Origin of the sequence: Psychrobacillus sp. FSL H8-0487 (genome assembly GCF_038008385.1) — a bacterium.
Classification (GTDB): Bacteria; Bacillota; Bacilli; order Bacillales_A; family Planococcaceae; genus Psychrobacillus; species Psychrobacillus psychrotolerans.
This window is the reverse complement of the sequence record NZ_JBBOZA010000001.1, coordinates 359,087-381,819: the sequence shown is the minus strand read 5'-3', so window position 1 is coordinate 381,819 and position 22,733 is coordinate 359,087. Positions and strand designations below refer to the sequence as shown.

Here is a 22,733-nt window from a genome sequence, read left to right as displayed (position 1 = left end):
CAAATGATGTTTAGTTTAGTGAATGTTGGTGATTACTCGCGAAACCGGAATTTCATCCAAACCTTTTATGAGTATAATGTTAAATTCTATCCAAATTTTAACCTTCCGCTCCCCGTCCTTTCTTTTTTGCTGTATATAGTAATACATGTAAGGCAAACAAAACATAGGAGGACATTAAAATGAAAAAATTAGTAATTGGTTCACTAGCAGCTGTACTTATAATTAGTGGTGGAATTGGGATTAATGCTTTGGCAGATGACGACAATCTAAATCTTAGTAAAACGCAAAGTGAAAAATTAATCGGTTTCGAAAAAGCTAAAGAAGTAGCCTTGAACGAAGCTAAAGGCACAATTGAAAGTATAGATCTTGAAAAAAATAATGGAAAAACATTTTATGAAGTAGATATAAATGGAGAAAAGTCAAAAGAATTCGAAGTACGAATAGATGCCTATAACGCAAAGGTCTTAAATGTAAGAGAAGATAACGACAACCAAGATGATGCCGACGATGTTCAGCATAATATAACAGCAAATACTAAACTTATTACAGAAGCTGAAGCAATTGAAATTGCTCAAAAACAATTCGAAGGTACATTAGTAGAAATCGGTTTAGATTCTGATGATGGTCGATATGAATATGAATTAGAACTTCGTACTGATAAAGGAAATGCAGAGTTTACAATCGATGCTAGCTCTGGAGAAATTCTAGAGTCGGAGCTTGATAATGACGACGATCGTTTTGACGATTAATAATAATATTAGTTACCGCTTGATGGATATCCATCAAGCGTTTTTTTGAATAGAAGCCTATTAATCTTCCCCCATAAAGAAAAGGAATAATATATAAAATATTTTAAATTACTGTTTCCTTTTTTAGTAAGCGTCTTAATATTTTACCTGAGCTTGTTTTTGGAAGTTCCTGGATGAATTCAATTTCACGTGGATATTTATAAGCAGACATTTTATCTTTGGCCCACTCAATTATTTCCATTTCTGTTGCTTCCACATTCTCTTCTAGTACAACATAAGCTTTTACAGATTCTCCTCTTACTGAATCCGGTACACCTATTACAGCTACTTGGTTAATTTTTTCATGTTTTGTCAGCATTTTTTCTACTTCTTCTGGATAAACGCTATAGCCTGAGCATTTGATCATTTCTTTGACTCTACCTAAGAAATATAGAAACCCATCTTCATCATACTTTCCTATATCACCGGTAATAAAATAATCCTTATAGAATGATTCCATCGTCTCTTCTTCTTTTCCTTTGTAACCTTTAAATACACTCGGTCCTTTAACAAGAATCATTCCTTGCTCACCAATTGGCATTTCTTCATTATAATTATCAAATTGAACTATTTTGATATCTGTATCAAAAGTAGGCTTTCCAACACTGCCATATTTAATTTCCTGGGGTGGGGTCATAGCATTTCCTGTATGAGTTTCGCTCATTCCATAGGCAAATTCCATTAAAGGCTTCCCAGTAATAATTTCCCACTCATTTGAAATTTCTTGTGTTATTTGGATACCAAAGCTTGTTACTATATTAATCTTCAAATGACTAAAATCAATCTGATGAATTAACTCTTCTCTCATCATTTGTATATTCATTGGAGTAGTCGTATATAAAGCCGTTGCTTTATATCGATCAAACGCTTGTAGCACACCTTTTGAATCGAAACGAGTAAGTAAAACAATTTTAGCTCCAACAACCATCGCACTAAGTAAACTTACTACTTTACCTGCAATATGGAAGATTGGCATAACTGCAATGTACGTATCATCTTTTGTAAAGCCAAAGTTCTTTGCCACACAGTTTGCCTGAAACTCCGAGTTTGTATACGTGAGCATTGCCCCTTTTGGAGAACCTGTTGTACCTGAAGTATAAATAATTAAGCTAACATCTTCAGCCATATTAATTTCTACATTATTCTCATAGTCATATTTTTGTTCCTTTAATACAGAAGACCATGCAATCGTGTCTTTGAATTGTGCATCTACTATCTTCTCCGGGAATTCTGGATACGGAGTTTCAGGTAAGTAATCACGGTAATTAGTGAGTATCTTACTTTGCACATTCGTTTCATCCTGGACTTTTTTATAAACTTCAAATAGATCAGGAGTGGTAATAAGTACTTTAGCGTTAAGATCGTTTAATTGGTATTTTAGTTCCCATTCTTTGAACATTGGATTACATGGGCCAGCAATCGCACCTATTTTCTGTACTGCAAAAAAGGCAATTACATATTGAGGACAATTTTGAAGGTATAAAGCTACTGTATCTCCTTTCTTCACTCCTTGTTCAAATAGAAAGTTAGCCATCCGATTAATTGCATTCCACAATTCACCGTACGTTATTTCTTGACCATAGAAATTAATTGCCATTTTTCCCGAGTCTAATTTAGCATGTTGTTCAATATAAGAATGGATTGGTTGTTTTTGTAGAGTTAGTTGCATTCCCAATTCCTCACTTCCCTTCAAAATTTGTCTCTCTTTTTTCAATGAAAGCTTGCTTACCCTCGGCATAATCCATTGTATGGAATGAGGCTAAAGTAGAATAGGTCTGCACTTGAAAGGCTGCCTCTAATTCCATATTTTCGCTTGTATGCATCGCTTTCTTCATTAAGCCAATAGTTCGTGTAGCACTCTTCGATAAATGCTCTGCCAATTTTTCTACTTCTTCATTTAATGATTCCATTTCTACTTGTTTAAATAATAAACCCCATTGAGAAGCTTCTTCTGTTCCGAACATTTCTCCTAAATAGAGATATCTTGCTGCACGATGATATCCAATTCTTTTTTGTAAAAGATATGTACCTGCTGAAATTCCTCTTAACACAAAAGGAAGGCCAAATTTTGTATCTGTAGAGGCAATAATAAAATCAGCTGCCAAGGCAATTTCAAGCCCTGCACCAAGAGCATATTTTTGCACTTTTACAACAATAGGTTTTTCTAGGTTTTTCATTGCTAAAACTACCTCAGGATATCCATCAGTGTACTCTGTTAATTTGTCAGTTGGATTGGGATTTCTTTCTGTTCCCATGTCTACGAGATCATCCCCAGAACAAAATGCCTTTCCGTTACCCTCTATTATTACAACGCGAACTTTGTCGTCTCTTTTACTTTCCTTTAGAAAACTAATTAAATCTGCTATCATATCATTATCTAAAGCATTCAAGGCATTAGGACGATTTAATGTAATTCTAGCTATATAACTTTCTAATTGATAAATTACTTTATTGTCCATTTAAACCCTCCTCAAATAAATGCTTTTCCAATTCTTTTCGAATTTCATTTGGTATAATCTCACTTCTTTTTTCATGTACATTATAGTTAACGTATACAGTATTTGCTTGGATAGTTAACCTATCATGTTGCCAAATTTCCTCATATAACTCTAAACTTGAGTTGCCAATTCGCTTAATCCAGCATTTAATTTCTACATTCGTTCCAAAATATATTTGTTGCTTGTATTCAACAGTGGTTTTCAGAATAATCATTTTCCATTCTTTAAAGCTGAGATCTGGATTGAACAATGAGAAGAGTTTATTTCTACCACCCTCTAACCAAATAGGCACCGTTGTATTATTTATATGTCCCACCCCATCTGTTTCAGAAACTCGTGGTTCGATAATTGTTTGATACATTATATTCTCCCCTTTCCTTTATAATTTACTGTTCAACATAATTCCCCAAATTCCTTCTGCTACTACATGTTCTTCCACAATTAGGTCTATTTTTATATCATAAATATATCTTTTATTACCAAAGGTTTTATTTTCCTGAACTTGATAAGTCACCGAAAGGGTCTCTCCAATCATCACTTTCCCATAAAATTTCCACTTTTGACCTACTACAGCAACTAAAAATCCCTCTAAGTTAAGTGTCCTATTTAAGATACCTATAGCCAGCATTACAAGTTGCCTATTGTCTGAAAATTGAGCTTCCTCTGAACTTTCATTACCTAATAGCTTTTGAAAAAGAATAATATCTGTTTGATATAAAGTCCTACTAATAGTCGTATTTGGCTGCTTGATAAAGTTCAACTCTCAAACACCTCATTTTCTGAAGTGGTCCACACGGTTCCCTCCATTACTAGTTTACGGTCAACGTTAAAAACCAGAAATTCAACTTTTCTTTGGTGCTCCGTGACTACCAAATTGTATTCAACGAAAATATGATCTCCAATTGTGACACTTCTTTTATATGTAGTGTCAAACTGATTTATAAAAGTGAATTTAGCTTCCTGCTTTTCAATTAATGTGGTGGCCAAGGAAAAAACTGTGTCTCCGTGAAGTATGATATTTTGAAACCTTGATTGTTTCATCAAGGGCTCATTAGAATGGAGGTTTAAATCACCTTCCCATATAATCGGCACAAGTAAATGGCTTTCTGTAATAACTAAAGTACATGTTTTTTTGTACAACTTAGTTATAGTCATAAAAACCTTTACCAGATTTTCTTCCTAGTTTTCCAGCTTCCACCATCCTCTTCAGTAGAGGGCAGGGACGATACTTAGAATCTCCAAATCCTTCAAATAGGCTTTCTAGTGCATACAGTGTTGTGTCTAAACCACATTCATCGGCTAAGCGTAAAGGTCCAATTGGATGATTAGCTCCAAGCTTAAGACCGCGGTCAATTTCTTCTGGGGCAGTCCCTTCCATGACTAAGAATGCTGCCTCATTCATCATTGGCAATAAAATACGATTTACGATAAACCCTGGATAATCTTTAGCAATGATAGTTTCTTTGCCAATTGCTGCTCCATATTCCTTAATACGCTCCAATGTATCTTCTGATGTTTCAATAGAGGTAATTATCTCCAACAACTTCATAATTGGTACGGGACTAAAGAAGTGCATACCAATTACTTTTTCTGGACGACTAGTCACTGAACCAATAGAGGCAATCGATAGGGAGGACGTATTACTCGCTAATATAGCGTTTGTTTGTACTATTTGGTCCAATTGTTTAAAAACCTTTTGCTTTAATTCAATTTTCTCAGGTACCGCTTCTATTACCAAGTCAACATCCTTCCCATCTTGGATATCCATTGAATATTGAATAGAACTATGGATTCTTTGTTCGTCCTCAGTTGTATACTTTTCTCTTTTTAACATAGATTGAATACTTTTAGCTATAAAGTTTTTACCTCTTGTTAAATCTTCCTCGGTGCGATCATTTAAAATAACAGGTATTCCCGCTAGAGCAAATATCTGTGCAATTCCACTTCCCATAAGCCCTGCACCAACAACCATTACTTTCTTTTCTATCATCATATCGCCTCATTCTATATAGATTATTTCTTAATTTGGACGTTTTTCACTATCACAGTTGCTCCCTGCCCTCCACCAATACATAAAGTTGCAAGACCATATTCTTTACCTCTTCTAATCAGTTCGTGCACTAAGGATACAATTATTCTTGACCCAGAGCTTCCCACAGGATGACCGAGAGCGATAGCACCCCCGTTAACATTTACAATTTCTTCATTTAATTTTAAATCTTTTATTACTGCTATTGCCTGTGCTGCAAATGCTTCGTTCAGTTCAATTAAATCGATATCATCTATTGTTAACTTCGCTTTTTTAAGGGCTATTTTTGTTGCAGGCACTGGACCGATACCCATCACACTTGGGTCTATTCCTGCTGAAGCAACAGAAACAATTTCAGCTAGAGGAGTTAAATTATATTCTTTAGCCATACTTTCAGATGCAATAAGTAAAATTGAAGCTCCATCATTTAATCCGGAAGAACTACCCGCAGTAACAGTTCCATTATCTTTAAAAGCTACCGATAAGTTTTCTAACATTTCTAATGTAGTAGAGCGCGGATGCTCATCCATCTGAAAGACTTGTTTTTTCGTTACTATTGGAACTACCTCTTTTTCAAACACACCAGCTTGTATTGCAGCTGCAGCCTTAATCTGGCTTTGCAAAGCAAATTTATCTTGTTCTTTTCTTGAAATACTATATTGCTCTGCTATATTCTCCGCAGTTATCCCCATATGATAATTCTCTTTCGAGCAAATTAATCCATCATAAAGCAAACTATCTTCTAGTTGAATGGCACCTAACTTTTTACCCCATCGACTATCTAAAGAAATGTAAGGAACATTACTCATACTCTCAGTTCCACCTGCTATAATTAGCTTTGCTTCTCCAGCTTTAATTTGCTGAAAAGCAAGTGAAACGGAACGCATACCAGAAGCACACTGTTTGTTTATCGTCATTGCTGGAATAGAAGTCGGCAACCCAGCCTTTAAAGCCGCCTGCCTAGCCGGGTTTGCTCTTCCACCTGCCTGATAAACATTGCCGATAATTACTTCATCTATTTTCTCCAGAGGTACTGTCAACCCATTAACTGTTGCTTTAATGACTTCTGCACCTAAATCGGAAGAATTAAACTGTTTCAAGCTTCCTCCGAAACGACCTACTGCAGTCCTTAACGCCGATACGATATATACCTTTTCCAAAAAATCACCTCTATTGTTAACTATTAGTTAACCGAATATTGTAAACAATATTATCGCCAATACTGTCGCACACATGGTAAGCCCCACGGCCATTAAGGCAACTGCAGGATACGCCCTCTTAAAAGTTTCATGACTAATATTACGGATAGTCGTAACGATATAACCATTGTGCGGTAGAGATGCCAATCCATCAGAAGACATTACAGATACACGGTGTAATGCACCAGGATCTATCCCCATATTCAAATAAATTGGTGCCAAGATCGGAAGGGAAATTCCTAATCCTCCTGAAGCAGATCCTGTTAAACCTGCAATTAAGTTAATACAAATTGCCATACTTAATAATGGTGGGCCTGGAATTTCTAATACTGTTTCCACAATTTCAGTAAAACCGCTAGTTAGGGCTGCAACCTTACCGAAAGCTATAACAGCACTAGTATTACAAATAGCAACAATCGCATCATTGGAACCCTTTCCAAGAACGTCCCAAAATCCTTTGATAAATTTGAACATTGTTAGACAAGCTATAACAATTGCTCCTAGTAGAGCTAAGATTGCAGCAGTATTTGCTTCAAATAATTGTGAATACGTAACCATTCCTGCCACTACAACTACAACTGGAAGCAGTGCAAGAAATATATTAGGTAATTTCTTTTTGTTTTCTTCATCTATCTCTATATCGGAATCGTATTTCTCGAATTTTTCTCCTCTATTGACTGCTTTTCTAATAAGTAAATGAAGGAAGAAGGTTCCTAGTATAAAATTGAAAAGAGAAGCAATCATACCAATCCAAAAACCTGAGTAAGGTGTGGTACCAAAAAACTCTGTCGGCATTATGTTTTGAATTTCAGGAGAACCGGGTAAAAACATTGTAAAGGTAACAGATCCAAAAACTAATGCAGCAGGTATAAAGCGACGTGGAAGATTTGCATTTCTAAATAGAGATACTGCAAGTGGATAAACTGCAAATCCTACTACGAATAATGATACTCCGCCATAAGTCATAATCGCACATGCTAATACAACAGCCATTACCGCTCCTTTAGGTCCAATAATTTTCATGACCCATTCTGCAATTGCTTCAGCAGCTCCGGTTTCAGCCATTACCTTACCAAAAATTGCTCCTAACAAGAATAATAAGAAATAAGTTGCAAAGTACCCCGTAAACCCTTGCATATACGTTCCTGTCATTGCTTCAATAATATCCTGTCCAGATGTTAGGGCAACAAATGTACTTGCCACTACAGCACTGATAATAATATTTATTCCTTTAACTGTCATAAAAATTAATATCGACAAACCAATTAACAACATAAAAACACTCATCCTACATCCCCCTTACAAGATTATTAGCAACTACTCATTTACTTTGTTAAATATTGGTTTTCTCTTCTCAATAAACGCATTAATACCCTCAAACGCATCCTGATGTTGAAAAATCTCACAAAATAGTGCTGTTTCTTTTACGATACCTTCATCGAAGGAATACTCGTACCCATATTGCATGGCTTCTTTTATACTATTAATAGAATTCAAGGACTTCTCAGAAAGCTTGGTTGCCCATTCTTTAGCTACATCTAATCCTTCTCCGGTTTTTGTTACTTTATTTACTAAATTGATTGAAAGTGCTTCTGTTGCATTGATGCTCTCTCCGAAAAACATTAATTCTTTCGCCTTTGATATACCTACTAGCTTCGGTAATCTCTGGGTTCCGCCTCCTCCAGGAAAAATACCGAGATTTATTTCAGGTAAACCAATCTTGACATGCTCTTCTGCAATACGTAGATCACAGCTAAGTGCCAGCTCACATCCGCCACCTAATGTAAGTCCATTCAACATAGCTATAGTCGGTTTTTTCAGTTTTTCAATATAATTAAAAAGTTGATGATTTAACTCAACATGCTGAACCATATCTTCTCGACCTAGCCAAGTAGGAAACTCTTTAATATCTGCACCAGCCATAAATGCTTTCTCACCAGCGCCAGTTAAAATAACTGCACTAACAAGTAAATCTTCTTCAATTCTTTTAAAAGCGTTCATTAAATCCAGAACTACTTGCTCACTCAGTACATTTACAGGAGGATTCTCAATTGTAATAATCGCTACTCTTCCTAACTTTTCAATCTTAACTACCTCACTCACTTCATTCACCCTCTTCTATAGATTGAGTACCATTAAGTCACTTGCTCTCAACTTAAAAAATTAATAATAATTTTAACTAAAATCATCTTATGTATACGTATACATATTTATGATTGCGCTTTCAAAAACTAATATACTTTGAATAGCTTTATATTGTCAACATTTTCTGAATACTTATATTTAATAATTCATTTGCTTGTATTGACAATACCAAAAATATATACTTTAAACGTGCGATAATGTTGTTTGAAGAAAGATAAGTAGATTTTGGAGGTTGCTCATTTGGTATCATCAAAAGACGTTGCAAAACTAGCAGGAGTTTCTCAGGCAACTGTTTCACGCGTATTAAATACTCCTGAACTAGTAAAAAAAAACACTCTTGAAAAAGTAATGAATGCAATTAATGATTTAAGTTATATTCCCAATGCCCACGCTCGCTCCCTTGTTCAAAATAAAACTGGAACTATTGCTCTTTTATCAGGTCCGCTTCATAATCCATTTTTTGTAGATACAACTACGGCAATTGTTAACTATGCAAGTGAAATGGACTATAAAATACAGGTACAATTCGTAAATGATAAAAAATTAAGTGAAGCCTATACTACTGCATTCGAACAGAAAGTTGACGGAATTATTTTATCTTGTATTTTGAATGATGATCCTATTTTCGAAAAACTAATAAGAATGAAGATTCCATTTATTACATATAATAGAAAACACCAAAATAATGAATACTTTGTCGAAATAGATAATTATGACGCCGGTTACTTATCAGCTAAACATATGATTGAACAAGGTCATAAGAACATCGCTTGGGTCGGTGGTCCGCTAAACGTAAGTACATTCAGCAATCGATATTTAGGGTTCCTGCAAGCAATTCAAGATTTTCAAATTCACATACCAGAAGAATATAAAATTATCACGGATACAACAAAACAAAGTATTTCAGATTCCTTTTACAAGCTTATGCATTTACAACAACGACCCACTGCAATTTGTGCGGGATCCGATTCACTTGCATTGAATCTAATTGATGATGCAACTTCCGAAAATTTATTGGTACCCGAAGATTTAAGTATCATAGGCATTGATAACGTGAATCTTAGTCAACATAGCTTGATTAACTTGACTACTATTGGAAGCACTTCCGGAAAAAATTTAGGCTATCTTGCAATTGAAAAATTAGTTGATATGATTAATAATAAAGATAATAGTTGCGTGAAAATTACAGAACCTGTTAGACTATTCGCTAGAAGCACAACTCGAAAACTTTAAACCCAAACTCCAACAGTTTGGGTTTAAACTTCAAACTAAATGAATACGTATACATTTATAAATTAAATTTTTTGTATTTAGTGCAATTTATCTAATAAGGGAAAATAGAATTCGAAAGGATGATTTGATGAAAAAACAATATTACGTGAATGGTGAGTGGAAATCTGCAAGTAAATATGCAGTGCTCCTTTCTCCACATACAAAAGAGGTTATTGCACAAATTCCACAAGCATCTCATGAGGAAGTAGAAGCTGCGATTGATGTTGCATATGAGGCTAGAAAACAGATGGCTGCACTAACTGCTTATGAGCGAGCTGCTATTTTAGAACATATTACTCAACTATTTATCGATAACCGTCAAAAGGCAGCTTTCATTATTTCTTTAGAGGCAGCAAAACCAATTAAATATGCGTTAGGTGAAATAGATCGAACGATTGAAACTTATAAATTTGCTGCTGAAGAAGCAAAACGACTGACAGGTGAAATGATTCCAATGGACGCTGCAAAAAATGGAGCCAATCGGTTCGGTTATACAATCGAACAACCGATCGGTGTTGTTGGGGCCATTACGCCGTTTAATTTCCCACAAAACTTAGTTGCACATAAGGTAGGCCCTGCAATTGCTGCCGGTAACACAATTATTTTGAAACCAGCATCACAGACTCCCCTTTCTGCCCTGTTTTTAGCAGAACTAATTGACCAAACGGCTTTGCCTAAAGGAGTATTTAATGTTGTTACAGGTAGTGGTAAAACGGTTGGAGACGCACTTGTAGAAAGTGATAAAGTAAAAATGATTACATTTACAGGCAGTCCATCTGTCGGAAAAGGTATTCGGGATAAGGCTGGATTGAAAAAAATAGCCCTAGAATTAGGCTCTAATGCCGGATTGATAATAGACAAAAACGTAGATCTTACTCAAATTGTACCAAAATGTGTAATGGGTGCATTCTCCAACCAAGGTCAGGTATGTATTTCATTGCAGCGCACTTATGTAATGGATGAAGTATACGATGAATTTCTTGAACAATTTTCTAAATTAACAAAACAGCTCATTATTGGTAGTCCAGATAATGAATCAACAGATATTTCCGCGATGATTAATCCGAGCGAACAAGATCGAGCGCTAAATTGGGTTCAGGAAGCTGTTGAACAAGGTGCGAAAATTATTTCTGGTGGAACGATAGAAAATGGCGTCTTCTTGCCTACAATTTTAACGAATGTATCCGCTACTTCTAAGGTATCATGCCAAGAAGTATTTGCACCGATTGTTTTAGTGAACCGTATCTCTTCTATTAAGGTAGGCATTGAAGCCATTAATAATTCCGATTTTGGTTTACAGGCAGGTATTTTCACAAATGACATACAAACTGCATTTATAGCTTCCAAGGAATTAGAGGTTGGTGGAGTCATGATTAACGACATCCCTACCTACCGTATTGATCAAATGCCATACGGTGGAGTGAAAGAGAGCGGCACTGGTAAAGAAGGATTAAAATATGCTATTCATGAAATGACAGAGACTAAGCTTGTCGTTTGGAACCAGCAATAAAGGAGCTTAATATATGTCCGAAAAAATTACATTACCACCTATCAGCTATACTGGTTGGGGTTGCCTTTCCCATTTATTAGAAGAGGTTGAACGCTTTAACGCGAAAAAAATTCTAGTAATTACAGATCCATTCTTAAAAGATATAGGTATAACCAATAAAGTAGTTGATCCACTTGTAGAAGCAGGTTATTCAATAGCAGTCTATACAGATGTTGTTCCAGAACCACCTTTAGCAATCGGTGAAAAACTAGTCGCATATACACGTGAAAATGCATTTGATTTGGTCATTGGCGTAGGCGGTGGCAGTGCACTGGACCTATCTAAACTTGCTGGAGTTTTTGCCTCGAATGAAGGAAGAGTGGCAGACTACTTAAATTTAACTGGAACGAAGAAAGTTAAGAAAAAGGGTATTCCTACTATACTAATCCCAACAACTTCTGGAACTGGCTCAGAAGTGACCAATATCTCGGTTCTGTCACTTGAAACTTCTAAAGACGTTATAGCTCATGACTATTTATTGGCGGACGTGGCAATCGTAGATCCTGCCCTTACTATTTCATTACCACCAAAGGTAACTGCTGCAACTGGAGTTGATGCTCTCACTCATGCTCTAGAATCATATATTTCTAAAAGTGCTAGCCCAGTTTCTGATGCATTGGCTTTACAGGCAATTCGATTGATCAGTAATTCTATCCGTCAAGCAGTTAGCAACGGAGAAGACAAACAAGCCCGTACAGATATGAGTTATGGTAGCTATTTAGCTGGTTTATCATTTTTCAACGCAGGAGTTGCTGGGGTTCATGCATTAGCTTATCCCCTTGGGGGTCAATTCCATATTGCTCATGGCGATTCTAATGCCGTTTTGCTACCATATGTAATGGGATATATTCGCCCAAGTTGCGAAAAACGAATGAAAGATATTTATGATGCGATGGGCTTTAGCTCTGCGAATCTTTCACAAAAAGAAGCTTCATACAAATGTGTTACTGAACTGAAACGTTTGGTAGAAGACGTGAATATCCCTTCCACCTTGAAAGGATTCAATATTACAGAGGACGCATTAAAAAGCTTAACAACGGATGCTCTTAAGCAAAAACGAATTCTTGCTCGTAGTCCGATGTCATTATTAAAAGAGGATATCTTTATCATCTACAAAGCTGCATTTGATGGCATTATTATAGAAAAGAAAGTACAAGTTGGAGCCTATTAAAGGCTCTTTTTTCTTTGTAAATGCATAGTTTTGTATATATAAATTTCTGAATTATTAATGTACATAAAACAGCTTAAGTATCTTGATTATGAGACGATATTAGTCAAGAATATCAATTATTTATCATTAGGAGTGTCTGTATGAACAAAGGTCTTATTATTTCATTAATATTTATCTCTTTATTAATTATTACGGGATGCACGGAGAAGGAACCCACTTTAGAGAATCAGCAATTAAAAATTGGGATTATGCTTTCGAATGCAGGACTTGGAGATCAATCATTCTCTGATTTAGGTTTTGCAGGCTTAGAAAAAGCACGGGATGAGCTGAATATCTCATTTGAGTATAAAGAAATCCAAGAAACAGAGACATATGCAAAAGGACTAGAGCAGCTAGTGAAATCTGGTAACGATCTAATTATTGGCCTTGGATTTTCCGTCCAAGAAGACCTTGAAATGATTGCAAAGAAATATCCAGAAACATCATTTTTACTAATAGATGCTCAATCAGACCTACCCAATGTCAACAACGTAACATTTAAAGAAGAGGAAGCCTCGTTTTTGTTAGGAGCAATAGCTGGTATGAAAACAACAAGTAATGTTGTTGGATTTGTTGGAGGTGAGGATGTTCCGCTCATCCATAAATTTGAAAAAGGCTTTACAGCAGGTGTAAAATCTGAAAATCCAGAGGCAGTAGTGTTATCCGAATACGCGAATGACTTCGGCAATGATAAATTGGGTGAAAGCATTGCAAAAGAAATGATTTCAGCCAAAGCTGACTATATCTACCCTGCTGCAGGCTTCACAGGAGTTGGCGTTATAAAGGAATCTGAACGCTTAGGCATCTATACATTTGGAGTAGACAGCGATCAGTTTTACTTGGCGGAGAATTCGATTGTCTCTTCTATGCTAAAACAAGTGGACATTGCTATTTTCAATACCATACAAGAACTAGTCGAAGACGGTAAAATATCTGAGAAAAATCAAATACTAGGCATAAAGGAAAATGGTGTAAGTATTGCACCTATTCGTGTAATCGAATTATCGGCCGCTGAGAAAAATCGGATAGCTAAACTACAAGAAGATATCGCAAATGGTTCTATAACAATACTACAATAGAAATAAGGTGACTAGAATATGAAGCTTAAACAGAAGATATTAATGATATCTATTATCCCGTTGCTACTATCTGCCTGTATTATCGGCTATAACATAATTCAACTATCGGCATTAAAATCGTCGACAGAAGAAATTGTAAAAGCTTTAGTGAAAGTCGAAGAGTTAAATAGTTCAGCAAAAAGCTTACAAAAATCGTTAAGTGTATACTCGCTAAATATATCAGAAAGCAATAAAAATGATATAGAGGTCGATTTAGCTTCTACTCAATCGATCAATGATGAACTATCATCTTCCCTAACAACATCGGAACAGAAACAATTGAATACTAATATCTCTAAAAAGTATGAAGAAATATTAAGTTATTCCAATCAAGCAATTACGGAACAAAACCTTGCCGAGATTAAGCGACAATCAACGCGTACAAAAGGACTTATAAATGACGTTATTCAATTAAAAAGAAATATTACTACAGAATATTCGATTATGCAGAGCAATTTGCAAACCAAAATTGATGGTATTATTTCTATTTCCATTATTTTAGTAGTGCTGTTGTTAGTTAGTAGTATCACTTTGGTGATTATCTTTACCAATAGAATTGTTCGGCCAATCCGTGACATTACTAAGAATGCAGAGGAAATTGCCAACGGGAATCTTGCTGTCGATATTGTACAAGTAAAAACTCGAGATGAAGTGGCAACACTGCAAAAGTCCTTTGAACAAATGACTATGAATTTAAGAGAAGTCATTACGCACGTCTCTGATAGCTCCAATCAAGTAGCCGCTTCTGCAGAAGAACTAATGGCAAGTGCAGATGAGACGATGAAGGGTACTGAATTGATATCCTCTTCTATCCAACAAGTTTCTGAAGGAGCAGAGCATCAAACAAATATGGCAAAAGAATCTGCTCGCTCTGCAGAGGAAAGCGCAAATGCAATTACTCAAATTGCGGAAAAAGCAAAAGATACAATGAAAATAACGATTGCAACTAATGAGAAAACCTTGCAAGGTTCTGCATTCGTTCAAGATACAGTAGCACAGATGAGATTAATAAATGATGCTGTATTAGAAACAGATCAGGCGCTTGTCACACTCAATGACCGTTCTAAAGAAATTATGCACATCCTCAAACTTATTACAGACATCGCGGACCAAACGAATTTGCTTGCTCTAAATGCAGCCATTGAAGCAGCACGTGCTGGTGAAGCGGGTAAAGGCTTTGCAGTAGTTGCAGATGAAGTGAGGAAACTGTCCGAACAAACGAGAAAATCGGTCTCTGATATTTCCGAAATTGCTACCGAAATTGAAAGTGAGACAAAGAAAACAGTAACATCCATTAATGGAGTAAAGGAAAAAGTTGACTCTGGGCTTACAATTGCCCATCACACGGAAGTAACGTTCCATGATATCCTGACATCGGTAGAACTAGTAAAAGAACAAGTTGGAGATATATCATCCATCACAAATAACATTCATATAATTGTTAAAGATGTTGCTAACCATGCTAATAATATGTCTACAGTAGCAAGTGAAACATTTGATAGTTCATCTTCTGTTGCTGCGGCTTCAGAAGAGCAGCTAGCCTCAATGGAAGAAGTAACAGCAGCAGCTGTCTCTCTAGCAAATCTTGCCGAGGACTTACAAATTAGGGTTTCCAAATTTAATATTTAGTACGACCAAAAATCCCCGTGTATAAACTAACATACGGGGATTTTTGGTCTTTCATTTATTAATACTGAAATTTGACAGTAACGGTTGCACTTACAGAAATTTCTCCTTGCTCAATAGGTGTTCCCATCTGCGAACTAGCTATCGAGAGTGTTTTATACAGTTCTGGCCCATTTTGCTGGTGCTCCTCCACGATAGAAATTGGTTGTGGATATAATGTGAGCTTCATCGTCTGAGCAATTGTTTGAGCATTAACTTGAGCATGTTGAAGTGCTTTCTGAAGCGCCTGTTGGTAAACAACCTCTGGGTTATCTAAACCAAACTGAATAGACGATACACTATTCGCCCCATTTGCCACCGCAGTATCGATTACACTACCCACTTTTTCAAGATCCTCTAGTTTTACTGTAATAGCATTCGTCACCTCATAACCTCTGAATACCTGTTTTCCGTCTATAAAATCATATTGCGGAAAGATATTAAAAGCTGCTGTTTGTATGTTTTCCCTTGGAATATTTAACGCCAATAAGGATTGTATTACCCGATTCATCACTTGGGCATTTTCTGCCTGGGTTTGTTGTACCTCTTTCCCTTGCGTTCTTACTTCTATTTGGAGTTGAGCATAGTTTGGTGCAACCTCTTTTACCCCCCTGCCAGTTACGGTGATTATTCTCACCATAGGAACTGAAAGAGATGGAATACCTGCATACAACATTCAATTACCACCTTTTATATGTTTATACCAACACAACCTAATTCATCACATATAACAATAATGTTCATAAAATAAGGCATAATGACTTTCTGTATAAAGGAGTATGAAGAAGTGAAAGAATCGAAGGTCCATTTAGTTTCTGATGCCTTGGCAAAGAGTAACAGCCAAAAACATTTTTATACCAATCACAATGCAGAATTTCTAGAAGAACAAATAGTCGTAAATCGTCGTTTAATGAAATCTATTTCACAGTTGGACCAATCGAGTAAAACCATTTTACGTGAATTACGTGATCAAAGCACAGTCCTTAATAAGTTAAATACTAATCACAGATATGATTATGGCAATATCAAAAAGATACTGTTCAATTTTGCGCAAACTTCAAAAGAATCCAAGTACCAATTACAAAACCTAGGGCAATCACTTCAATCCATCAATGTACTTTTAAATAACCATTCTGAACTTAACGAAGTAAATAACGAGAAAACAAACAATTTCGAGAGAGCACTAACAAAACTACAAGTAAGTGTGAATAGGCAAAGAAATTTTCTTAACAATTTTGCTATTAAACAAAACGGTTCTTTAGAAGATATTAAAGGTCAACTACATCAACATGGAAGTAAGACAGATACGCAATTGGAAATCATTCAAAGTGTGCTAACAGAACAAAAGCGATTTTTTACTATAGTATCGAAAAATTTGGAAGAACAGAACCTTTTGCATAAAATATATTCTGCTAAAGAAGAACAGTTAACATCTCCAACTCATCTGGAAGAAATGGTAAAACAAATAAACGAGCAATTTAATAAACAAAAAGAAATTCTAAATAATTTATCTGAAACTCAAAACAATCAGTATCAGCTTTTTTCAAGTCAATTTAAAGAGCAAAACCATTTTAATAATCAGGTAAATGAGAAACTGGAGCTTTCTGAGGAGATGGATGAATTAATATTTGAGGAAATTAAACATCAAATAACACAGCAGGACGATATATATAATTATCTACAAGATAGCTTAAATAGACAGCAAGGTTTTTTACTGCAGTTATCAGACAATCAAGATCGACAACTTGAAAAAGTTAAAGTTAGCCTGGAAAGTATTAAAGAAGTAGATGCTCAACAGATTGAAGTTCTATCAGATGTAAAGGATTCCATAGAGAGACTACTAGATATAAAGGGTAACTTAGGTATATTGTTATCTAAGCTTCCACCAGATTATCCTCTTAAACAAATTATTGTTGGGGGTGTGCCAATCGCAGTAGAAAAACTAATTTCAATCAATAAAAAAACAGGTATCGCTTTTTTTTCAAATGGCATAGAAACGATCTCTTTTGATCTTGAAAAAATAGAAGCAATTCATTGGGATTAAAAATAAAAATCTCTTAGATACTTATCCTATATAATGGTTGGTCGTGACTTACGTCATGTCCGACCATTTTTACTGTAAAATAGATTTCTTTGCTACATAGTTTCTGTTTCCAATGATTAAATCTCTCTTAACGAGATATTAACCTATCGATAGATTATAACAATACATAAAATATAATATCCCCTCTTGTGAGAGTGGAAGTCCTTTTAGATGGAGGTGAATATATTTGAATAATAATAGAGATGGTATTTGTGGTTTATTAGCGACTTTACCCCCAAACTATCGAGTAAATGAGATTGTTGTAGACGGTTTTAATGAAGATGTTTTTCGTTTTATCAACCTAGAAGAAGACACTTACCTTGCTTACTTTAGAGAAGAAGACGGAGGTTTGGTAGTTGCAGACTGCCGTAGAATTTCCTTAGTTGATTTCCCGGCCTAACTTAAACATTATGCTGGAATTCAAATTTGTAGAGAATAACTTCATTAGCAAATTATCTAGGTACACTTTATATTTTTACTAATGAAGTTTTTCACATAGCGTAGAGTGGAATACTAACGATAGAACTCTGTAAACCTGATTTCCCACAAAGCTAAAGAGACCTAGTGGAATTAACTCCATTAGGTCTCTCCGTTAAAACAAATTAATTTAGAACTTTTACCTTCACTGTTTTACGTCCCCAATTTAGTGCTTCTTGTTTCGTTGGGATGAAAATATCTATTTTATTTCCTTTGATGGCTCCGCCAGTATCACCAGCTATCGCTTCTCCATAGCCCTCTACCCATACTTTTGAACCTAATGGAATTACAGTTGGGTCGACAGAAATAACTTTTTGGTTTGGATTAGCTTTTAAGTTAATACCAGTAGCTGTGATTCCCGAGCAACCAGCACATGACGCAGTATAAGCTGTTGCTGTCATCGTTAACTCTTTCTCAACAGAAGCCGGTGTTTTAGTCTCTGAAGTTGGAGCATTAGAAGTAACAGAAGTTGTCGTCGTAGCTGCACTTACCTTAGGCTGTATCACCTTTGCTCCATCTAGTACTAATTTATCTCCCGGTTTGATTAAATCACTAGTTAACTGATTGTTTGTCATTAATTGATTTACAGTCATATTATATTTTTCAGCTATATTAAACAATGTATCACCTGTAACAACAACATACGTTTGCACAGCTTCCTCCACTTTTAATTGTTGAGATGGATATATAACTGTTGAATTGAGATCGTTCCATGTTTGTAAATCTTGTACACTTACATTCTCCGCTTGAGAAATAGACCAAAGTGTATCACCTTTTTCTACCGTATGAACGCTTGATGCAGACGCTTGACCTGCCGTTCCTACTGATAGTGTTACAATTGCGGTTAGTGCAATAATGTGTTTTTTCATAAAATGAATTTCCTCCTTTTCACTAACGAGATTCATCATACCACCTATATATGACAGAACCATTGCATTCTCATTAGGAAGAAATATCATTTAAGTGACAGGATTCGACAAAATGCAACAATTGTAATATTACTTCTTTAATATCCGATCATGCCATTTTGATAAGATGAGCAAAGCTAATAGGCAACCAGCTAAAGCTAAACTCATATCCCACTGAGCATCCCACTTATCTCCTTGCATACCTAGAAAGTCTTTAGCAGCCTTACTTCCTTTTGTAAGTTTCGTACTTAACCATTCAATAATTTCGTATAAAGCTGCAATGGATAAAATAATACTGGTCGTGCATACAAATAACCAAGCACCTTTTGTTAACGGGCTAAGCCGTATGAATAATTCTCTCACTACGATTGCAGCAAAACCTTTAAAAAAGTGCCCCATACGATCGTAATTGTTTCGCTTTAAGTCAAATTCGTCCTTCACCCAATTAAACAACGGAACCTCAGAATATGTAAAATGCCCCCCTATAAATGTAAGAATACATAAAAAGGCTATGATGAAGTAAGAAAGCGTGGTAAATCGAAACTTCCTATAAGTTATGGCCAGTAAAATTATAGCAATCACACCTGGGCTTACTTCCGCTATCCAGTCTATATAATCGAATGGTTTAATAGCTGACCATATTAAAACGACAAGAACAATAACAAATAGGCTAATGTGTATTTTAGAGATAGCTTGAAATCTCAACTTCCTCCCTCCTTTCATATCCTAGCCTGTCCAAAAATGCATTTGATGATTCAAATACGTTTCAGTCCCTAAGAAACGGGAAAACGAATGCTAAGGAGGCGTTAAAAATGCCATGGAATAAAGACGATTATCCCGATTCTATGAAAAATTTAGAAACCGATGTAAGAGAGAAAGCTATTGAGATCGCCAATGCCTTGTTAGAAGAAAATTATGAGGAGGGACGAGCAATTTCTATCGCTACTTCTCAGGCAAGAAAAGCCATCCACGGCGATGAAGAGGAACGTGTTACATACGAAGTTATTTCGCGTGAAACCGACTGGGTTTTGAGGAAAGCAGACGGTAAACGTTCTATTATTGTGGAGAAAACGAAAGCAGAATTACTTCAAAAAGCAAAACCATATGTAAATGATCAAAACGGTATTCTTACTATTTATGAGGAAGATGGCTCAATAGAAGATACTCTATATGAATAAATTAAGAATGTAAGAACGATAAATAATCAAGATATAGTTTCTATAAAATTAATCTATGCTGTATTAAAGAGAGTAATTTACAGTCTCCTGAAATCTCAATTTCGGGAGTTTTTTTATGAGAGATTCTACGTAATACTCGAGTTAAACTAAACAGCCCTCTTCTATCTTATTAATTTTCATTTGCATCATCAAAATTCTTCACTTTATCTACGAAAATAATTTTCTCCTCCAAAATTACTATTGAAATCAATAATAGAATAATATATTATAACCCTATTAGTTTAGTCGGATTTAAAGGGAGGGTATTTATTTGGTACAAATGATTATTACTGGTTTGTTGTGCGGCGCTTTGTTAGGGTTTGTTATGCAACGAGGAAGATTTTGTTTGACTGGTGGCTTTCGTGATATGTATTTAACGAAAGACAAACGTATGTTCTATGCTTTACTAATTGCCATTGCAGTACAAAGTGTAGGTGTTTATACACTTGTCGCACTAGAAGTCATTCAAATTAGCACAGGTACTTTACCGTTATTTGCAATTATTTTGGGATCATTTATATTTGGTATCGGTATTGTGCTAGCCGGTGGTTGCGCTACTGGGACCTGGTACCGTGCTGGAGAAGGTTTAATAGGCAGTTGGATTGCATTAGCTGGTTATATACTTATGAGCACAATTATGAAAACTGGCCCACTCAGTCCGTTAAATCAAAAAATCCAACAGCCTCAATTACCATCGAATTCTATGGCAGATACTCTCGGAATAAACGTTTGGTTTTTAATTGCACTATTACTAGCTGTGGTAGGTTGGATTATTTATAAAGAAGTTACAAAACCAAAAGTAGTTATCCCAACACTTAAACCAAAAAAAACAGGGTTGGCACACATTTTATTTGAAAAGCGCTGGCATCCATTTTTGACCGCATTATTAGTTGGACTTATTGCAATTCTCGCTTGGCCATTAAGTTCAGCAACTGGTCGAATCGCAGGTTTAGGCATCACTACTCCTTCTGCAAATATCCTACAATATTTAACTACAGGAGATTTGGCATTCATTAACTGGGGAGTATTTTTAGTTCTTGGTATTTTGGTAGGATCATTTGTTGCCGCTAAAGCAAGCAATGAGTTCCGCTTTAGAATGCCTGATGTAAAAACAGGATTAACTAGTTTCACTGGCGGTAACTTAATGGGATTTGGAGCAAGCTTGGCAGGTGGTTGTTCTATTGGGAACGGGTTGGTTATGACGGCTCTAATGACCTGGCAGGGTTGGATCGCATTGATCTTCATGATTCTTGGTACATGGACCGCTGTTTACTTCGTCTTCATTCGTGGAAGAAAGGAAAAGAAAAGTAAAGCCACTGTTCAAACAAGCATAACAACAGCATAAAGAAGGAGTGTCATACATGAAAAAAGTATTAGGTGTCATGGGTATGGTTTGTCCCTTTCCTTTAGTAGAAGCAAAAGAAGCAATCGCAGAGTTAAGCTCAGGAGATGAACTAGTAATAGAATTTGATTGTACACAAGCTACAGATACAATTCCTCGTTGGGCTGCGGAAGAAGGGCATAACGTTACTAACTATGAACAGGTTGGCGATGCCGCATGGACAATAACTGTTCAAAAGAAATAATAAACCGAACAATAAGACATTCGGTCCAGTAATTTTAAAATCTGTTTCTATCGGTTTGAAGTGTAGTGTTATGGACAGACGTTTGGCTCTATTAATACCGATAATTTTTTGAGAGGCTAGACGTGACTAACATCATGTCCAGCCTCTCTTTTCTCGGTGATATTATGGATTTTTACAGGAAGTCTATTTTAAATAAAAGATACCTCCGTTTATAACTTCGATCTTTATCCGCGCTTCATACTGTTGTTCCAGTGCTGTTTTTTCCATCTCGTAGCTCTCAGGTCTTACCTCCACACCTTCATAGAAGAATTCTAGCACCCGCATATCTCGTTGCCATCTTTTTTTCGCTTGCTCAGCCCACGAATGGTCGTCCTGCTGAATCGCATTTTCAACTACTCCATCTAAACGCTCTAAACCGCGATTTGGTTTAATAACATAAGGTAGTAAAAAGGCATTTGGTGGCATAGAAGGAGCAATATTCATCTCGTTTAAAGAAGTATGAAAGTTGGATATTATATTGCCATTCATCAAGTTAATACCAAGGGAATGAAGTAATTCTTTTGTTTGATTGCTGTAATAGGATACTTTATAATTCACTCCTAGCCATGGAGTAAGTATTGGTCGGTTAATGGTTCCCTCTACCTGCTCAAACATTTGGATAAAAGAACCCATGTCATGCGTCACTTGAAAAAGTTGACTCAAACGCGGTGATCCAAAATGCACTAACTCGCCCTTAATATTCTCAGTCAACTTTGTTTGATCCGTTATTAATGTAAGCTGTGCCGGACAAGGTACTCCACCAGTAGTTTCTACATATTGCCAATAATAAGGCCTATTCATAATGCGTTTATCCATATCTATTGTCAGCTGAACCGTGAGATAATGATCCGTATCATTTACAAACTGACAATTATTTTCCGAGAAAAAAGTTCGTAAATATTGCTGAACCTGTTGTGGGTACATATATATCCTCCTTTACATGTCCCCGT

24 protein-coding genes are annotated in these 22,733 nt (G+C 35.9%); 11 read left to right on the top strand and 13 right to left on the bottom strand.

The annotated features are described in order from the left end of the window. Positions 1-179: 179 nt before the first annotated feature. On the top strand, positions 180-749 hold the full coding sequence (locus MHI47_RS01915) for a PepSY domain-containing protein (RefSeq protein ID WP_340829227.1): 570 nt from the start codon (positions 180-182) through the stop codon (positions 747-749). 103 nt (positions 750-852) lie between these two features. On the opposite strand, the gene MHI47_RS01910 is transcribed toward MHI47_RS01915, so the two are convergent. The 9 genes from MHI47_RS01910 to MHI47_RS01875 are packed head-to-tail and all read right to left on the bottom strand — an operon-like array spanning position 853 to position 8,626. Next, positions 853-2,481 (bottom strand): class I adenylate-forming enzyme family protein, encoded by a 1,629-nt coding sequence (locus tag MHI47_RS01910; RefSeq protein WP_340829226.1) that lies wholly within the window; start codon positions 2,479-2,481, stop codon positions 853-855. Next, positions 2,468-3,247 carry an enoyl-CoA hydratase/isomerase family protein gene (locus MHI47_RS01905; RefSeq protein WP_340829224.1) on the bottom strand — a complete coding sequence of 260 codons (780 nt, stop codon included), beginning with the start codon at positions 3,245-3,247 and terminating at the stop codon, positions 2,468-2,470. The genes MHI47_RS01910 and MHI47_RS01905 overlap by 14 nt, the downstream gene beginning before the upstream one ends. Next, positions 3,237-3,647, bottom strand: coding sequence for an acyl-CoA thioesterase (locus tag MHI47_RS01900; protein ID WP_340829223.1), 411 nt, complete (start codon positions 3,645-3,647; stop codon positions 3,237-3,239). Before MHI47_RS01900 ends, MHI47_RS01905 begins: the two co-directional genes overlap by 11 nt. An 18-nt stretch (positions 3,648-3,665) precedes the next feature. Further along, complete coding sequence (locus tag MHI47_RS01895) at positions 3,666-4,046, bottom strand: hypothetical protein (RefSeq protein ID WP_340829222.1); 381 nt, start codon at positions 4,044-4,046, stop codon at positions 3,666-3,668. Continuing rightward, on the bottom strand, positions 4,043-4,441 hold the full coding sequence (locus MHI47_RS20165) for a MaoC family dehydratase (protein WP_419957579.1): 399 nt from the start codon (positions 4,439-4,441) through the stop codon (positions 4,043-4,045). The genes MHI47_RS01895 and MHI47_RS20165 overlap by 4 nt, the downstream gene beginning before the upstream one ends. Beyond that, positions 4,428-5,276 carry a 3-hydroxyacyl-CoA dehydrogenase family protein gene (locus MHI47_RS01890; protein WP_340829221.1) on the bottom strand — a complete coding sequence of 283 codons (849 nt, stop codon included), beginning with the start codon at positions 5,274-5,276 and terminating at the stop codon, positions 4,428-4,430. Before MHI47_RS01890 ends, MHI47_RS20165 begins: the two co-directional genes overlap by 14 nt. 23 nt (positions 5,277-5,299) lie before the next feature. Then, positions 5,300-6,475, bottom strand: a complete 1,176-nt coding sequence (locus MHI47_RS01885) for an acetyl-CoA C-acetyltransferase (protein ID WP_340829219.1) — start codon at positions 6,473-6,475, stop codon at positions 5,300-5,302. A 27-nt stretch (positions 6,476-6,502) separates the two neighbouring features. Continuing rightward, entirely contained in the window at positions 6,503-7,801 is a 1,299-nt protein-coding gene (locus MHI47_RS01880; protein ID WP_340829218.1) for a GntP family permease, read from the bottom strand. 30 nt (positions 7,802-7,831) lie between these two features. After that, positions 7,832-8,626 (bottom strand): enoyl-CoA hydratase/isomerase family protein, encoded by a 795-nt coding sequence (locus tag MHI47_RS01875; protein ID WP_445678290.1) that lies wholly within the window; start codon positions 8,624-8,626, stop codon positions 7,832-7,834. A gap of 273 nt (positions 8,627-8,899) precedes the next feature. On the opposite strand from MHI47_RS01875, the gene MHI47_RS01870 reads away from it, so the two are divergent. The 5 genes from MHI47_RS01870 (at position 8,900) to MHI47_RS01850 (ending at position 15,437) form a co-directional block, all read left to right on the top strand. Continuing rightward, positions 8,900-9,892 carry a LacI family DNA-binding transcriptional regulator gene (locus MHI47_RS01870; RefSeq protein ID WP_340829215.1) on the top strand — a complete coding sequence of 331 codons (993 nt, stop codon included), beginning with the start codon at positions 8,900-8,902 and terminating at the stop codon, positions 9,890-9,892. Between the two features lie 127 nt (positions 9,893-10,019). Further along, entirely contained in the window at positions 10,020-11,441 is a 1,422-nt protein-coding gene (locus tag MHI47_RS01865; RefSeq protein WP_340829212.1) for an aldehyde dehydrogenase family protein, read from the top strand. A 13-nt stretch (positions 11,442-11,454) separates the two neighbouring features. Further along, the gene (locus MHI47_RS01860; protein WP_340829211.1) at positions 11,455-12,651 is read left to right on the top strand and encodes an iron-containing alcohol dehydrogenase; all 1,197 of its coding nucleotides are present in this window, start codon (positions 11,455-11,457) and stop codon (positions 12,649-12,651) included. Between the two features lie 140 nt (positions 12,652-12,791). Continuing rightward, on the top strand, positions 12,792-13,769 hold the full coding sequence (locus tag MHI47_RS01855; protein WP_340761295.1) for a BMP family lipoprotein: 978 nt from the start codon (positions 12,792-12,794) through the stop codon (positions 13,767-13,769). Positions 13,770-13,787: 18 nt separating this feature from the next. Beyond that, a complete protein-coding gene (locus MHI47_RS01850; protein ID WP_340829209.1) occupies positions 13,788-15,437 on the top strand; it encodes a methyl-accepting chemotaxis protein in 1,650 nt (549 codons plus the stop codon). Positions 15,438-15,495: 58 nt separating this feature from the next. On the opposite strand, the gene MHI47_RS01845 is transcribed toward MHI47_RS01850, so the two are convergent. Continuing rightward, on the bottom strand, positions 15,496-16,149 hold the full coding sequence (locus MHI47_RS01845; RefSeq protein ID WP_340761292.1) for an SIMPL domain-containing protein: 654 nt from the start codon (positions 16,147-16,149) through the stop codon (positions 15,496-15,498). A gap of 111 nt (positions 16,150-16,260) precedes the next feature. On the opposite strand from MHI47_RS01845, the gene MHI47_RS01840 reads away from it, so the two are divergent. Continuing rightward, the gene (locus tag MHI47_RS01840) at positions 16,261-17,517 is read left to right on the top strand and encodes a hypothetical protein (RefSeq protein ID WP_340761291.1); all 1,257 of its coding nucleotides are present in this window, start codon (positions 16,261-16,263) and stop codon (positions 17,515-17,517) included. Between the two features lie 226 nt (positions 17,518-17,743). Beyond that, positions 17,744-17,956: a hypothetical protein gene (locus MHI47_RS01835; protein ID WP_340761290.1), complete on the top strand. Its 213-nt coding sequence runs from the start codon at positions 17,744-17,746 to the stop codon at positions 17,954-17,956. A 202-nt stretch (positions 17,957-18,158) separates the two neighbouring features. Here MHI47_RS01835 and MHI47_RS01830 read toward each other — a convergent pair whose 3' ends face one another. Next, positions 18,159-18,902, bottom strand: a complete 744-nt coding sequence (locus MHI47_RS01830) for a LysM peptidoglycan-binding and 3D domain-containing protein (RefSeq protein WP_340761289.1) — start codon at positions 18,900-18,902, stop codon at positions 18,159-18,161. Positions 18,903-19,031: 129 nt separating this feature from the next. Continuing rightward, a complete protein-coding gene (locus tag MHI47_RS01825; RefSeq protein WP_445678014.1) occupies positions 19,032-19,646 on the bottom strand; it encodes a DUF2238 domain-containing protein in 615 nt (204 codons plus the stop codon). A gap of 107 nt (positions 19,647-19,753) precedes the next feature. Here MHI47_RS01825 and MHI47_RS01820 point away from each other — a divergent pair, with 107 nt between their 5' ends. The 3 genes from MHI47_RS01820 (at position 19,754) to MHI47_RS01810 (ending at position 21,744) form a co-directional block, all read left to right on the top strand. After that, positions 19,754-20,119 carry a DUF2188 domain-containing protein gene (locus MHI47_RS01820; RefSeq protein WP_340829205.1) on the top strand — a complete coding sequence of 122 codons (366 nt, stop codon included), beginning with the start codon at positions 19,754-19,756 and terminating at the stop codon, positions 20,117-20,119. A 319-nt stretch (positions 20,120-20,438) separates the two neighbouring features. Further along, positions 20,439-21,503: a YeeE/YedE family protein gene (locus MHI47_RS01815; RefSeq protein WP_340831985.1), complete on the top strand. Its 1,065-nt coding sequence runs from the start codon at positions 20,439-20,441 to the stop codon at positions 21,501-21,503. 16 nt (positions 21,504-21,519) lie between these two features. Then, entirely contained in the window at positions 21,520-21,744 is a 225-nt protein-coding gene (locus MHI47_RS01810; RefSeq protein ID WP_093536219.1) for a sulfurtransferase TusA family protein, read from the top strand. Positions 21,745-21,927: 183 nt separating this feature from the next. Here MHI47_RS01810 and MHI47_RS01805 read toward each other — a convergent pair whose 3' ends face one another. Next, positions 21,928-22,707, bottom strand: coding sequence for a YqhG family protein (locus tag MHI47_RS01805; protein ID WP_340761286.1), 780 nt, complete (start codon positions 22,705-22,707; stop codon positions 21,928-21,930). Positions 22,708-22,733 lie beyond the last annotated feature (26 nt).